Genomic DNA, 15484 nt, shown 5'->3' on the forward strand with positions numbered 1-15484 from the left:
ATGCTGTATGGTGGGTCGTGTAGGATTCGAACCTACGACCAATTGGTTAAAAGCCAACTGCTCTACCGACTGAGCTAACGACCCATTCTTAACAAAGAATCTTTTAAAGAACGCAATGCTTAGACTATCTCTGACCCTTATTGATCAGGATAAAAAAACCGCCGATTTACAGGGCGGTTTATGCTTCAGCATAAAATAAAATGGTGGGTCGTGTAGGATTCGAACCTACGACCAATTGGTTAAAAGCCAACTGCTCTACCGACTGAGCTAACGACCCGCTCTTATGCCAGCCACAGACTAACATAAAGAATAAGTGGCTCCCCGAGCTGGACTCGAACCAGCGACCCAATGATTAACAGTCATTTGCTCTACCAACTGAGCTATCAGGGAACTATGCCTGGCAGCGACATCTCGTCACCAACCAACGGCAGCGAATGATAAGGTTATTTTGCCGTGAGTCAAGTATTCCACTGCAAAAAACTTTTTAAAAAGGCTGTATATATGGCATTTATCAACCTAGAGACCATCTGCACTCTCGGACAGGTATTGGGCCACACCGTCTGGAGAGGCTGTCATGCCCTTGTCGCCCTTGTTCCAGCCAGCCGGGCAAACTTCACCGTGCTGTTCGTGGAACTGCAAGGCATCAACCAGACGAATCAGTTCATCCATATTACGGCCCAGCGGCAGGTCATTGACGATCTGGGAGCGAACCAGACCTTCCTTGTCGATCAGGAAAGCACCACGGAATGCCACACCACCTTCTGATTCAACGTCATAAGACTTACAGATGTCGTGTGTCATATCAGCAGCCAGAGTATATTTCACCTGACCGATACCACCCTGGTCCACAGGCGTATTACGCCACGCATTGTGCGTAAAGTGAGAGTCAATAGAAACGCCGATCACTTCAACACCTCGCTCCTGGAAAGCACTCATACGGTGATCCAGGGCAATCAGCTCAGAAGGGCATACGAAAGTGAAGTCCAGAGGGTAGAAAAACAGCAGACCGTACTTGCCACGAATGGCTTCGGACAGGGTAAAAGCATCAACAATAGAGCCGTCACCCAGTACAGCAGGGACTGTGAAGTCAGGAGCCTTTTTGCCTACTAAAACGCCCATAAGAATTTCTCCTACGCTTTATGAAACTGTCATTTAAAGAATTTAAAGAATTTAAAGAGCTATCATTTACAAAGCCGTGCGTGTTAAGTACGAAAGTACAAATATTATGTAACCCCACATTCAATCACGCACCACAAAAGTTGCGCATACAATGATACACATGACCACGGTTTTCGCCTACCGCAGTAGAAACAAATGACTACTTTTTTATCACAAGCCACATATTGATAAAGGAGCAAGAAGAAAAATACAACCCGGAGCCTGTTGACGCGCCCCACCTTTACTAAAGACTGGTTCACCCGAAACCCACTCTGTTCCTTCCCAACACTCCCAAAGCTCAGTTTATTGAGGTAGCTAACCCCGAACGAAGACAGGGATCTGACAGCTTTCATTTTTTCGCATAAAGAAAATGAACTAATTGGGAATTAAAATATCAAAGTATGTTTAGAAATAACTTCTTCTGGCGTGTGTCTATGCAAAATAATGGCGTGCCTCTTGGAAAGACGTTGCTTTTCTGGAGTGAAGCACCCGATAATGGTGTCAAAAAACCAAATCCCACAAGAAAACCAGATATCGGACATACCAGCGGAGGGCTGAAGGTTACCCCACATCCGCCATCAAACTACGTCCTGTTTGGAGAAGACTCTGCATTTTCTCCCCTTGCCAGGAAATCTGAACAGACAACAAAAACGCCGCAAAATGAATCAGAAAGCGATTCAGAGTGTGATCAGGAAATACTCGAAGCATTTGCTGGCATATCAATCCCAGATCACACTAATATCGATAAACATCAACGCCCCGGGCACAAACCTGAACATTTTAATGAAAGGGCCATGTTAAAAGCCAAAACAAAGCTATCGTACAAGAAAAAAAATGGCCCTCCAAAACCGGTAAGGCTCCACTCTTATCCCGGCACTTCAGGGCAGCAGGTAATATCCGCAGCAACTTTACCCATAGCCTTTGTAACAACAGATGCAACAATGTTCAGCCCGGGCAATACCAATACTGAGCCTTCGCCCAAAAAGCTGTGCAATTCAGCACCTCCGGTAAATGCTGCCATAAACTGGCTAGAGCCTCAGGATACTCTGATGGCTGAACAGTCAGACTTATTTGGTTTTCACTCCTTACCTTATGACTTTGCCCCGGGAAAGGAGCCTTTGGAGTAATTACAGCAGAAAGGAGATACTGACAGGGACTCAATGAGTCAGGTACTAGGAGGCTGACCGAGAATAGACTGCCCTACTGCGGTAGCAGCAAATTGGTCTAAAAAGTCGGAAATTTTTAGCAAATAGAACCACTATTCACTAAAAATTTCCGACTTTTTATCCTCAATTTTCTGCCATCCTCGCTACGGGCGCTATTCTCGGTCAGCCTCCTAGGAGAAAGATAACCTTCCGGTTTTATCACACCGGAAGGGAAGGATGAAAACGATTGCAAAATCAGTCTTCTGCACCTTCAGCAGAACCAGCCGCTTCAGCAATCAACTGCTGCAGTTCACCGCTGTTAAACATATCAATAATAATGTCACTGCCACCAATCAGCTCACCCTTAATCCACAGTTGTGGGAAGGTCGGCCAGTTAGCATACTTGGGAAGATTGGCACGAATCTCCGGGTTAGCCAGAACATCCACAAAAGCGAACTGTTCGCCACAGGCCATCAACGCCTGAACCGCCTTGGCAGAGAAACCACACTGGGGCAACTTGGGAGAGCCCTTCATGTACAGCAGAATAGTATGGGATTCAACCTGTTCTTTTATTTGCTCCATTACGTCCATGAGACGACCTCTTCTTCATTGGAATCATAAAGCAGGATATTTTAAAGAAAATACCTGACTGTCACCATATGTTATTACATATAGTCGAATAGAAAAAACCAACAACAGGATTGTAGACATCCAACTTTCCTGCCACCATCGGCTGACCTACTATGGAACTGCAAGTTAGGAATCAGCCATGTATGTACCGGATAAACCCCTTCGCTCTTATCCCTGGTGGCTAATGCCTTTTTTCTGGAGCCAGAAGCGTCGCTATGGAAAAGTCCTTAAGCCGGGCTTGTTATGGGCAAGAGTTCCCCGGTTATTTGCCGCTGTAGCCACGCTCTACGGCGTGCTGGATCGAAAAAAGTCACCCCTGTCACCGGAGCTGCGCTCGCTGGTTACCGTCAGAGTATCCCAGGTTAACTGGTGCGCCTTCTGTGTTGACATCAATGCCATGACCCTGGCAAAACGTGCAGGCAGCATGGATAAAGTAGAAGCATTGGATAACTGGCAAGACTCTGATCTTTTCAATGCTCAGGAGCGTATTGCCCTGGAATATACCGAAGCGATTACCTATAGCGACCAACAGGTAACCCCTGAACTGATGAAGCAGCTAAAAGAGCATTTCAATAATGACGCTGTTATTGAACTGACTGGCCTGATCGCTTTTCAGAACATGTCCAGCAAATTCAACGCTGCCCTGGATGTACCAGCAGAAGGTTTCTGCAAAATTCCGAAGAAATAAACATTTCCTGCAAGTGCTGGCACCAATAAACCCGACAGGATCATCAATCCCTGGTGAGGCTTCTTGGCACCACGGGTGATTTGGCCAACTTCTTTCTGCGTTTGGGCATTTCACCGTGACTACGGATGGTACTCAACTCTGCGCTGGTGCCTGGTCTCGATGCCATGCTTTCGGCGTTGTCAGTGCTTTCCAGAAGTCCAAAATATCCCGGCTCGCTGATATCCGGTACGACTTTGTTCGTCAGGAAGTCCTCAAATGTTTTATTTGATGACGACGCCTGATGGTCCAGGCAGAAATTGAAATAGGCCGATAGAGTCGCACCTGTCACCTCAAGAGCGGGTGTGGTTGTCAGGTCAGGGGCAAGGATTGGTGACATTAATTGCAGGGTGACAGGATCAAAGTATTTCGCGTTATGTATTTGGCTGCTGTCGCTGCAGTTAGGGTGCCTGTCCCTGTATTGCATCAGATAACCGTGTATGTCGTTAAGGTAATGCATGGCGGAAGCTGTGTCAGGGATGATCTCTGTTTCTACTGTTTTAGCGATTTGTTCGTGGCTCTTTGCATCCTCCCGCCACTGGGCACAGAGTGGAGACAGTTGCTGGTCCCGGCCTTTGAACGCCCTGCAGATCATCAGTTGCAGAACATCACTTTGATGATTGCGCCAGATGTGGGGCTTGGTTACCAGCATAAATGCAAACGCGTCAATATCATCAATGCAGTGAATACCTTGTTGCAGCATTTGCTGAACCACTTGCTCAAATCGCTCGTGACGGTCGTGCGTGGGAGAGCTACCGCGCAAATAATAGAGATTGGAAGACATTTCCCAGGCAAACGTAACCAGCAGGTGACTGACTCTGTCGATGGCACAGATATTTCCACAACTCAGGGCATCAAACCAGATATCCTTGACAAGTCGTAAAAATGACAGGCAATCCAGTGGCGCTAACTGAAAGTTAAGTTCATTGGAACAGATACTTATGCTGGAGCTGAAATCCACTTGTACAGCATTGTCAACAAGCAGCTCTGGCCAGCTTTTGCAAATAACAGCGCCCTGTCGTTGCAATGTGCTGGGCCATTTATTGACCATAGTTACGATGCTCTGGCGATCTGGCCAGAAGGAAGAGTATTGACGATTGAGATTCTCAGCGGCGGTTTTTACACATGATTTGGTGTAGCTTTGCAGTTCGATCAACAATCGCAGTTTGCCCTGAACCCCTGCTGTTGAACTCAACCCGTTTTCAATACACTGTTTAATGGTGCCCAGTGTATCACCGTTGTCTGACTGAAGATGACCAATGATCTCACTGTTGCTTGGGGTAATATTGCGCTGGACCAGGGCTTTTTCCGACCTGGCGATTTCCTCGGTGGAATAGCCATGAATCTTCAGGTGCTGCTCTTCATGAGAAGCCAACGTCGTATTTCGCCGACAAAACGCCGTAGCTTTATGGGTATCCGGCAAGTGGGTGGCGGCGGAACTTGCCGACTGATCATCAGGGGGAGGGAAATTCCAGCCAGAGTGCACTGCACCAGAGATTGCCGGTTGCGAAGATGGGTTTGACATACCTTTCCTCTTATCTTCACAGAACGAGTGAAAGTTGGGCAAAATCCTGAATATGACCGACATTCTGACAACCGCTGAAGAATAAAGTTCACCGCCGATCTCTCGAACGGCCCCGGTTTGACACAGGGCTCATGCACGAGTACCCTCCCTCGCGCTTTGAGGACCGATTAACTCCTTGGAATCAATGTTTGAAGTAAACGTCGGAGTTTAAATATAAAAACCGAATAGTTTATCTTCAAACGGTAAAAAAACCACAGCTGCTGATTTCACAGTGGCCAACGACCCAATTTCAACGTTCACATCTTTTGGCAGTTGGGAAACTTCAACCAGGCATGGAAGGGTTCCTTAAAGAACTGCGTTTACACCTGATTAATGACTATTCAATCTATTACCAAACCACTGATCGTTCTGCTGACAGCTGCCGCTATTCTGGCTACCCCGCCAGCCCGTGAGTGGCTATTTGAGATGATCCGGATTCTTTCATCGCTGGATATCGACAAGGTACGCACCTACATTCTCAGTTTCGGACTGTGGGCCCCTCTGGTGTCAGGACTGCTGATGGTGATCCAGGCAGTAGCAGCGCCGCTGCCTGCTTTTATTCTTACCTTTGCCAACGCCGCCATTTTTGGCTGGTGGCAGGGGGCACTGCTATCCTGGAGCAGCGCCATGGTCGCGGCTACACTCTGTTTCTTTATCTCCCGCTGGTTTGGCCGGGAGGGAGTGGCCAGGCTGACCAGTCACTTTGCCCTTGATCAGGTCGATGACTTTTTCCTGAAGTCTGTCTATTTCCGTGAATCGAGGCCTGTTGGCAATGAATAAGAAACCAGTATTATCCCAATACCTCAAAAGATGTATTTTCTTCTTCCTGTTACTGATTCTGCCCTTCAGATTCGCCTGTGCAGTACCAGAGGATTATTTTATCAGTGCAGAAACGGTTGCCAGCAATCCCGACCATTACCTGCTGATCGATGCCCGGGCATACTCTGAGTATCTCAAGGGACATATCCCGGGAGCCCGCTCAGTTCAGTGGCAATCACTTTCTGATATGAATGGGGCGGCCGGTAGCGAGAACTGGGCAACAGTTCTTGACAATAAGGAGCTGGAATACCAGATACAGAAGCTGGGCCTGAGCCCAACAGACAATATTGTCGTTTATGCCGATGCTCAACGGGGGTGGGGTGAAGATGGCCGAATTGCCTGGAGTTTGCACGTGGCAGGGTTAAAGAATGTCCGCATTCTTAATGGCGGGTACTCTCACTGGAAAGAAAAAGGGCTGAAAACCACCATCATCCCAACCTTCTTCAATACCAAAAGTGATTACACGATAACCCAACGGGATTCTTCAGCCACCATTCATACCAAAGCCCTTTACCGGGACTACTCACAGTTTCGCGTGATCGACTCGCGATCACCGGAAGAGTTCCACGGCAAAATGGACTTGGGTGAACAGCGCAAAGGGCATCTTCCCGGGGCCGTGAGCTTACCATTTCAGCAGATGTTCACGGCCAATGGCACCTTGAAGTCATTTGACGACATTAGCCGAATGTTATCGGATAAGGATATTCAAAAAAATAGCCCGATTGTCGTCTACTGTACTGCCGGTATCCGGTCCGCACACATGGTGATGGTGCTGAAGGCGGCTGGCTACACCAACGTCAAAAATTATACGCCCTCATTTTACCATTGGGCTGCGTTATCCTACACCCCGATTGAATGACAACATTGAAGGTCCTCAGATAGGTACCGAAGGTACGGAGGTTAGTGATGACTGAGCCTTCAGAAGGCTGATGATGTCTGAGTAGGATTTAACTTTTGCTTCTGCGACGGTCAAGCCTGATCCCTGCTGCCTCACAAGGAATGAGGTGAGGCCTAACACTTTTATCTTTTTAGCTTTCATCAGCTCAGATTCTGCAAGTTTCAGTGGTGTCATTCCGTTCTGGGCTCTTTCGTTGATGGAAGCTCCTCTGACAAGCAGGTGCTGAACTGCTTTTACATGACCTCCCTGGGCTGCATAATGGAGGGGGGTCATCATGCCGATGTTATCTATCTTAACCATCGCATCCGGTATGACCGGTTGGCCATTTAATAGCAAGCCTCTCAGGCAAAACTCCTGTTTGAAACGCTCCAATGCCAGTGCTGCCATGGCTGACTGATAACCCTCAACCTCCGTCCACCTTGTAACATCGACCCTTCTGTCGGTGGTAGCATTGACAGAAGCACCACGGTCAATCAGTTGAACAATAACGTCTGACTTACCTGATTTAGCCGCAAGATGCAGAGGTGTTTGTCCCTCGTTGTTTCTGCCATTGACGTCAGAACCAACCAGTACCTCAATGGCGTCTTGCGGATGGCGGCTGTAGACTGCACAGTGCAGGGGCGTCCATCCCCGGTAGTCACGGGCATTCACATCGGCACGCCGGGTTATCATGGCCTGGATTTTGTCTTTTTGCCCCTCTTTAACCACCTCGTGAAAGGCTGATTGACCGGAACCTGGATAATGAAGTTTATTAATGTCCGCATTCGGGGTATTGGCGAACAATTGGTCGAATAAGTTCCAGTCATTGATTTCAATCAATGCGCCGAGTAATCCTGCACGCATATCGTCACAGGGTGCCTCAGTGTTACTTATAGCAAGGGTTAACGACCTGATTATCGGTACCGTCAGTTTGTTTTCGTTGTTTATCCAGCTCCATAGCGTCTCACCACTGTCAATAAGTACATCAGTGGCTGCACCAGCGGTCAGCAGGAGATCAACGATCTCGGCCTGGCCGGTGTCAATAGCGATGTGAAGCGGTGTTTTTCCGTACAGTTTCTGGCTGGCTTCCCTTTCACCGTTATTGACCGTCGAATTGTCGGTTCCCTCCCTCATTTCCACATTCATAAAAAGGTGCCTTAACATTTCAAGCCCAAGCTGTTCTGGCAACCGTGAGGATTGGGCATTGATATTGGCACCCCTGCCAAGCAGCAGCCGGATGGCATCCTCTTTCCCGTGTTCCACCGCAAAATGGAGGGCGGTCCTGCTACCGATGTTGATATCAGCACCTTTGTTAAGCAGAACATCAATGATATTGAGGAAACCATTTGCAGCTGCAAAGTGAAGTGGGCGTCTTATATCCGGGGCGTGGCCATTAATGTCGGCACCATAGTCAATAAGAGCTGTTATGGCCGCTTCATGACCATTAAATACCGCAAGCTGAAGCGGAGTCTCAGGGTAATCCGCTGTTGTGAGCGCATTGACGTCGGCACCCTGTTTGACAAGATGCCTGATAGTCGCCTCATCACCTTTGCCAGCGGCGCAGTGGAGGGCAGTTATCCCGTCCTTGGTGCTGGCATTGGCATTGGCACCGTGTTCAAGCAAGCCATTGACAATATCAGAGCGACCTCCGGCAGCTGCCACGTGGAGTGGCGTATCCTCAGGGTACAAACAATGAGTAATTTTACGTTTACACATTGGGCAACCAATATCGGCATGACCTGGACCACTTAGCCACTTATCAATGCACGACTTGTGATGGATATGGGTGCAGGGAAACATTGCTGCAATGGGACTTTTATCCAGACCATCAAGGCAGATAACGCATTTTTCAGTTTCTTTACCCTCTCGTTCAGAGACTAACGGGGCTGCTGGTGGTATCCGATTACAATCGTTGAATGAGAAGGTATTCACACTTAAATATCCCCGTTCTAACTTATAATTTGAACTGTCTGATTAATGGGTCTGACTGACCCATCGGCTATTAGTTCAGTTCCTCATGCAGAAAAAGCCGGGCCCCTTACTTCTCAGAAGCATCGATCGAAAAATACGCGAAAATGGTTGGAAAGAAATCAGTGTCTTTGACGAAGAATGGATTGGCCGGGGCTCATAACAGTGTTGAGTAATCTATGATTACCACAGGTTTTTAGTAGCGGTATGGATCCGGCCAATCCCGTAGAACTTATGGATTAATTGCTTTTGCTAATCGCCTGCCTGTAAAGATGATCCACTTTCCTGATATTGGCATTCAGCCCGTTTATACGGGTATCGTGGGAAGGGTGTGTGCTCATAAATTCCGGCACACTGCCACCACTTTGCGCTGACATCTTTTTCCACAGGCTGACAGAAGCCTCCGGGTTATATCCAGCCCTGGCCATCAGCTCTAAACCGATAAGGTCAGCCTCGGCCTCATTGGTACGACTATTAGGCAAGGTAAGCGCATAATTTACCACGGTACTGCCAACACTCATTAACTCAGGACTGACCCCCAGCAGAATCCCCAGGGTATCCTGCCCCAACTGCACTGCATAGGCCTGAGACATAGACTCCCGCCCATGTTCCCTGAGTGCATGAGCCATTTCGTGTCCCATAATGGCGGCAATTTCATCATCCGTCAGCTTCAGAGTGTCAATAATGCCGGTGTAAAACATAATCTTGCCCCCGGGCATGCAGTAGGCATTCAGCTGTTTATCCGTCATCAGATTAACTTCCCACTGCCAGCTTCGGGCATCCTGCCTGAACACACCAACATGGGACACCAGCCGGTCAGCAATCCTGCGCAGACGTTTCACATCTGCTGACTTGCGGTTCAGCACTTCTTTTTCCCGAGCTTGATTCAGAGCTTCCTGATAAGCCCTGGCAGACATGGCATTCACCTGGCTTTCAGAGAGCAAAGAGAACATTTTCTGCTCACGCTGAACACCAATAGTCCCTGAGTTGGTTGTTGATACCGTCTGACACCCTGCCAGAAAAATACTCAGGCTCACGACCAGAACTTTTAACCATTTCATCCCCAATACCTGTTTCTTCACAACGTTATGACTGCCATTAAACCAAAATCACTACCGGTAAGCACGGCTATCTCGGTATTTAATAGCAAGTTATTGCACAATTCACCCGAGGTATTGATAGCGGACATAATAAAAATAATTAAGAATTACACTTATATACAATTCCAGACTACTTTTATTCCTGATTGTTTCAAAGACACATGACTAACCATTTACAGGTAAAGAGATCATCAAGACACACATACTAAATACTGGCTGATTCGCCACCTGATATTCCTATTTCATCAGGCAATTAAAAACCATTAAGGGTAGTTAAATGGACGGCATTCACTCTAAAACCTATCAACAGACATCTCCCTTGGTTAAACTGTTAACACAACCCCTTCAGGAAGCAGGACCATCAAAGCCTTCTGTCATTAGTATTGCCCCAACCAGATATTTACCGGGCGCACAGGGTGAAATCCCATTTTTCAGGTCATTCACTCATCAATCTGTTGGTATGCCACATCAGGAAATCTCATACTCAACAACTCACAATGATAGCGCAGTTGACTCTCCAATACTGGCATCTATTAAAGCTTCAGATAATGCAGCCAGCATAAATCGTAAAAGAACAAACCCTGATTATTCAGCAAATAAAAAAAATGAACAATGCAACAAGGAACCATTAAATACTTCAAACGAAACCTCAGTCAAAAGATTGAGACCACATGAACAAAAAATAGCAAAGCCGGACAATAAATATTCATCGTTTAAATACCATAACAGAGACAAAAAGGATAAGGAGTGCATCTCAATTGATCAAATGAATAATAAATCTGGAAGAATAGCCAGCGCCATCGCTGAATGCAGAAGAAGAAAAAAACTGACTAAGCTATATTCTGACATCAATCATGCACTTAAAGATATAACAACTATAAGCATCAAACCAACAAAAAGAAATTTACTATTAACCTGCATCGGGATTGTAAAAAAGAAAAGTGCCCCCAATCATACCTGTCCTAATCGTAAAAACAGGAAAACATTATCCTACTCAGCCAACACTAACCCAAAAACAAAGAAATTTATAAAAAATCTCAATGAAGCCAATCGCCGAAAAGAAATTCGTGAGCTAATTAATGAACTTTACCAATCCATTCCGGGAACACACCGCAAAAAAAATAGCGAACATATCACGCTCAAGAAATTTCTGTCATTTATTACCAAGAACCCAGAATTAAAAACATCACAAACCCAAGCAAATCAAAACTTATCTTCAGTGATAAATAAGGAATTAAGTCCAAGATTAAAACCGAGACCAAAACCAAGATTAAGACCAGAATTAAGATCAAAACCAGAATCTAGCTTAAGATCAGAAGAAAATATAGATGAAATAATATATTTTAATACAAAAATAGAAAAAACTGCCAAAACAGACACAAATAGAAAAAAAGGTGACAACACACAAAAAGACACAAACGAAGAAACAACCACAAGAAAAGACAAAATCACAGAGCCAGAAATGGTTTCAGAAACAGAAACTGATTCAGAAATAGAAATTAATTCAGAAAAAGAAACTGATTCAGAAACTGATTCAGATACAGATACAAAAGCAAGCATGACAACCAGTAAAAAAACAAACTTAGATAAAAAAACAGATAAAGCAATAAATCTTAAAATAGCAGAAGTTTCAGCAACAGCTCCCTTAGAAGAACCCGATGGTATAATAGAACCTGATTCACCTTATATAAAAACAGCTACTTTTGACTCATTACATGCCATTAAAGAGCCTGCAAACAGTAATAGCCAAGTTAACTCCATGATACAGAAAACGTTGCAAAAACCAGGGGAAACAGGAAAAACACTCGAGTATTCTGAGCAACCCTGGATTTCAGCCCCTGATTTTCAGTTTCTTGAGCAGGAGTTAGTATGCTATGAAAAAGAGCCGTGCAAAACCGTTGATGAATGTTCATGGAACAGTCCGAAGGAGACTAAAGATACCCATTCTCTTGTTACCCCATCCCACTCCGCTATTCCAAGTCCACAGGAGCAAAACGAACAGGTGCAACCCCATACCTGGATTCCATCCCCCCCATCTCATCCTGATATCAGCATATACAAACCACAAACTGGCACCAATGAAGAACTGTATCCAACAGGTGACTTATCTATAATGAAGGCCGTTGCTCCACAGGAAATTTTCCCATGGCCACCTTGTCAACAGATGCACGATGACCACTCTTCTTCAGGATCATCCTGCACTTTGCAACCACAAACCGGGGAAGCACCGTCTTCAGAAGATGAGGCTATCCCCTTTGTCTTCCAGCAATACAGCCCCGGAGGGAGAGGGGCTGTACCGGATGAGATATGGGGTTATCCAGCTTCAGGACATGAGACAACACCCTATGGCTTTCAACAACACAACCCTGAAGAAAGAGGGGCTGCTCCAATTGAGGCCCTGGGTGTTCCAGCTTCAGGACATGAGACAACACCCTCTGGCTTTCAACAACATACCCCTGAAGGGAGAGAGCCTGCACTATACGATATGACAGAAACTTTACCATTAGCATCAACACCAGAGCTATTTCAGGTAGCTCCCCAAGATACCCCACTGATAACATATTTAAAAAATCAGATTGTCAAACTGAAGACGAGGCAGGCAGACCTGGAGTATAAAGACAGGAAAACTAAAAATTTCTTAAATGGAGTCATAAACGAAAACCTGCAATTATCAAGAAAATCATTAACTCTTGAACAGGATCTGGAAATGCTTAAAAAAGAATTTGCACTACTCCAGAAAAAAGATCAACTATCAGAGAGCCTGGTAAAATTTGCTTTTCATGATGAACAAAAAAAGGTGGCTGACCTTGAACAAAAACTCAACGCTTTACAGGCCGAACGGCAGCTGATGATTGATAAAATAGAAAAATCAGATAGAGAAAAATCCCAGTTAAAAGAAGCCCTGAAAAATAATCAAACCAGAACAAAAAAGACAGAGCAAAAAATTTATAAAAGCCTGAGATTATAAAATAAAAAATACGGTACTTTTCCTATATTATTTAAGCAAGTGTAAAAAGCTGGGCTCTTTTTCAGATTTACTACTCATGACCCAGCTTTTTTTCTTCAGCCAGCTTTTTTTTTCAGGTAGTGGTAACCTCACTTAACCGGATCTTAATATTTTCGCAGCTGCAACCATATTTCTTAAAGCGTCTTCTACCTCCTGCCAGTCTCTGGTCTTTAAGCCACAGTCCGGATTTACCCATAAACGCTGTTTGGGTATTTTTTGTGCCGCTTTAGTCATCAGCTGTTGAATCCACTGAATACTGGGCACATTTGGCGAATGAATATCATAAACTCCGGGTCCAATCTCATTCGGGTATTCAAACGCTTCAAAAGCATCCAGCAGTTCCATATCTGAGCGGGAAGTTTCTATGGTGATGACATCCGCATCCATGGCGGCAATATATTCAATAATGTCATTAAACTCGCTGTAACACATATGGGTATGGATTTGGGTTTCATCTTTGACGCCACTGGCAGCAATGCGAAAGCTCTTCACCGCCCACTCCAGGTAAGCAGGCCAGTCTGCTTTTCTCAAAGGCAAGCCTTCCCGAATGGCTGGCTCATCAATCTGAATAATGCCAATACCCGCATTCTCCAGATCAACAACTTCATCTCTTAAGGCCAACGCTAACTGGAGACAGGACGTTTCCCTGCTCACATCATCTCTTGGAAATGACCAGCAAAGAATGGTAACCGGCCCGGTTAACATGCCTTTAACCGGCTGGCTGGTCTGCTCCTGGGCATAGCGGCTCCATGCAATGGTCATCGGCTCAGGGCGGCTGATGTCACCAATAATAATGGGGGGTTTTACACAGCGACTGCCATAGCTCTGTACCCAGCCATTGGCTGTGAAGGCAAACCCTTCCAGCTGCTGGCCAAAGTACTCAACCATATCATTACGTTCTGCTTCGCCATGGACAAGAACATCCAAACCAAGCGACTCTTGCCTTTTAATGGTCTTGCGTATTTCCGCTTGCATCGCTTCGATATAAGACTGCTCATCCAGCTCCCCTTTGCGAAACTGTAAGCGCTTCTGTCGTATCTCCCGTGTCTGGGGAAAAGAGCCAATGGTGGTTGTAGGAAATTCAGGCTGATTCAGTTTTTCATGCTGTAGCCTTGCCCTTACCGCATAAGGTGAGCGACGATGATCAATATCCCTGTCATCATTTAATGACGTCAACCGTTGTTCTACCGCTGTATTATGAACCCGCTGAGAGTGTTGCCTGGCAGATACCGCTTTTTCGGCCTCGGAAATCAATGTCAACACCACCGGGTCCTGTGCCTGATGCCCTCCGGATAAAACCCGACCAATCACGGAGACCTCTTCACACTTCTGCCTGGCGAAGGCAAACCAGGATTTCAGCTCGTCATCAAGCTCGGTTTCCTGCTCCAGATCAACCGGAACATGCAGTAATGAGCAGCTAGGCGCTACCCACAGCCGATCACCCAGCCGCTCCTCTGCCTCCTTCAATTGCCGCACTATCTGCTGCAGGTCGGAGCGCCATATATTCCGACCATTAACAACACCCGCTGATAAAACCTTGTAGGCAGGCAGGCGATCAAGCAGTGCCGGTAACTGATCCGGATCCCGGACCAGATCAATATGCAGACCATCCACCGGCAGATTAACGACCGTGGTCGTAGTACCATTGAGACCACCAAAGTAGCTGGCCAACAGAATTTTTACATGGCAACTCTGCAACCGGTTATATACCGATTCAAACGCCTGATGCCATTCCAGTGGAAGATCCAGAGCCAGAATGGGCTCATCAACCTGTACCCACTCCACATTCATTTCAGCCAGTCTGGCCAGAACTTTGCCATACACCTCGACAACACTGTCAAGCAACTCCAATCGGTCAAAAGACTCGCCCTTGACTTTACCAAGCCACAGCCAGGACAGCGGGCCAATCAGTACCGGTTTTGCCCTGAGGCCCTGTTCAATAGCCTCAGCGGTTTCATCCAGAATAGCGGTGTTAGACAATTGGAACTTCTGGCCTTTGTGCAACTCCGGCACTATGTAATGGTAGTTAGTATCAAACCATTTAGTCATTTCACAGGCTGCTGCTGGTTCTCCGGTAGGTGCTCGACCTCGGGCCATACGAAAAAGGGTATCAATATCACCAGGGTCCGCTTCCGAAAATCGCTCCGGCACCGCACCCAGCATCAAAGAGTGGCTCAGCACCTGGTCATACCAGGCAAAATCACCCGTCGGAATCAGATGAATACCTGATTCTTTCTGCAACTGCCAGTGTCGTTTACGCAGGCGACGGCCTTCTTCCAAAAGCTCTGCCCTGGACAGGTCACCGCGCCAGTAACTTTCCTGAGCCTTCTTCAGCTCACGGTTAGCACCTATTCGGGGAAATCCAAGGTTATGGGTAGTGATCATGAAATAACTCCGGGCTGATCGTCAGACTTATTGTTTTCAGGATGGATCAAAGAGTAGTCACGATTCTGTTGGAGAGTTAGAATTGAATCAAACTCATTTTTCTAATA

Annotated in this window: 11 protein-coding genes and 3 tRNA genes; 5 read left to right on the forward strand and 9 right to left on the reverse strand. The window is 46.3% G+C overall.

What is annotated here, in order from left to right:
• Window positions 1-8 precede the first annotated feature (8 nt).
• The 4 genes from ACO6VE_RS11380 to ACO6VE_RS11395 all read right to left on the reverse strand — a co-directional run bounded on the left by ACO6VE_RS11380 (window position 9) and on the right by ACO6VE_RS11395 (window position 1119).
• Window positions 9-84: transfer RNA gene (locus tag ACO6VE_RS11380), tRNA-Lys, on the reverse strand.
• Window positions 85-201: 117 nt separating this feature from the next.
• Window positions 202-277 (reverse strand) — tRNA-Lys (locus ACO6VE_RS11385).
• 37 nt (window positions 278-314) lie between these two features.
• Window positions 315-390: transfer RNA gene (locus ACO6VE_RS11390), tRNA-Asn, on the reverse strand.
• 126 nt (window positions 391-516) lie between these two features.
• Complete coding sequence (locus ACO6VE_RS11395) at window positions 517-1119, reverse strand: peroxiredoxin (protein ID WP_101746706.1); 603 nt, start codon at window positions 1117-1119, stop codon at window positions 517-519.
• A gap of 473 nt (window positions 1120-1592) precedes the next feature.
• Between ACO6VE_RS11395 and ACO6VE_RS11400 the strand changes: the two genes are divergently transcribed.
• Entirely contained in the window at window positions 1593-2285 is a 693-nt protein-coding gene (locus ACO6VE_RS11400; RefSeq protein ID WP_422461362.1) for a hypothetical protein, read from the forward strand.
• Between the two features lie 273 nt (window positions 2286-2558).
• Here ACO6VE_RS11400 and grxD read toward each other — a convergent pair whose 3' ends face one another.
• On the reverse strand, window positions 2559-2894 hold the full coding sequence (gene grxD, locus ACO6VE_RS11405; RefSeq protein WP_209275513.1) for a Grx4 family monothiol glutaredoxin: 336 nt from the start codon (window positions 2892-2894) through the stop codon (window positions 2559-2561).
• A gap of 178 nt (window positions 2895-3072) precedes the next feature.
• On the opposite strand from grxD, the gene ACO6VE_RS11410 reads away from it, so the two are divergent.
• Window positions 3073-3621, forward strand: coding sequence for a carboxymuconolactone decarboxylase family protein (locus tag ACO6VE_RS11410; protein WP_422461364.1), 549 nt, complete (start codon window positions 3073-3075; stop codon window positions 3619-3621).
• 43 nt (window positions 3622-3664) lie between these two features.
• Here the strand turns inward: ACO6VE_RS11410 and ACO6VE_RS11415 are convergent, their stop codons facing one another.
• Window positions 3665-5182, reverse strand: coding sequence for a hypothetical protein (locus tag ACO6VE_RS11415; RefSeq protein ID WP_422450128.1), 1518 nt, complete (start codon window positions 5180-5182; stop codon window positions 3665-3667).
• Between the two features lie 372 nt (window positions 5183-5554).
• On the opposite strand from ACO6VE_RS11415, the gene ACO6VE_RS11420 reads away from it, so the two are divergent.
• Both ACO6VE_RS11420 and ACO6VE_RS11425 read left to right on the forward strand, forming a co-directional pair.
• Window positions 5555-6001, forward strand: coding sequence for a TVP38/TMEM64 family protein (locus ACO6VE_RS11420; RefSeq protein ID WP_422461365.1), 447 nt, complete (start codon window positions 5555-5557; stop codon window positions 5999-6001).
• Window positions 5994-6899, forward strand: a complete 906-nt coding sequence (locus ACO6VE_RS11425) for a sulfurtransferase (protein WP_422461366.1) — start codon at window positions 5994-5996, stop codon at window positions 6897-6899. The genes ACO6VE_RS11420 and ACO6VE_RS11425 overlap by 8 nt, the downstream gene beginning before the upstream one ends.
• A gap of 15 nt (window positions 6900-6914) precedes the next feature.
• Here the strand turns inward: ACO6VE_RS11425 and ACO6VE_RS11430 are convergent, their stop codons facing one another.
• Both ACO6VE_RS11430 and ACO6VE_RS11435 read right to left on the reverse strand, forming a co-directional pair.
• Window positions 6915-8849 (reverse strand): ankyrin repeat domain-containing protein, encoded by a 1935-nt coding sequence (locus ACO6VE_RS11430; protein ID WP_422461368.1) that lies wholly within the window; start codon window positions 8847-8849, stop codon window positions 6915-6917.
• A 275-nt stretch (window positions 8850-9124) separates the two neighbouring features.
• Entirely contained in the window at window positions 9125-9946 is an 822-nt protein-coding gene (locus ACO6VE_RS11435) for a M48 family metallopeptidase (protein WP_422450124.1), read from the reverse strand.
• 316 nt (window positions 9947-10262) lie between these two features.
• Here ACO6VE_RS11435 and ACO6VE_RS11440 point away from each other — a divergent pair, with 316 nt between their 5' ends.
• Window positions 10263-12953 (forward strand): hypothetical protein, encoded by a 2691-nt coding sequence (locus ACO6VE_RS11440; RefSeq protein ID WP_422461370.1) that lies wholly within the window; start codon window positions 10263-10265, stop codon window positions 12951-12953.
• A 132-nt stretch (window positions 12954-13085) separates the two neighbouring features.
• On the opposite strand, the gene metE is transcribed toward ACO6VE_RS11440, so the two are convergent.
• Window positions 13086-15377 (reverse strand): 5-methyltetrahydropteroyltriglutamate--homocysteine S-methyltransferase, encoded by a 2292-nt coding sequence (metE, locus tag ACO6VE_RS11445; RefSeq protein WP_422450122.1) that lies wholly within the window; start codon window positions 15375-15377, stop codon window positions 13086-13088.
• Between the last annotated feature and the right edge of the window lie 107 nt (window positions 15378-15484).

The sequence above is a fragment of the Endozoicomonas sp. ALB115 genome, assembly GCF_049310245.1.
Taxonomy (GTDB): Bacteria; Pseudomonadota; Gammaproteobacteria; order Pseudomonadales; family Endozoicomonadaceae; genus Endozoicomonas.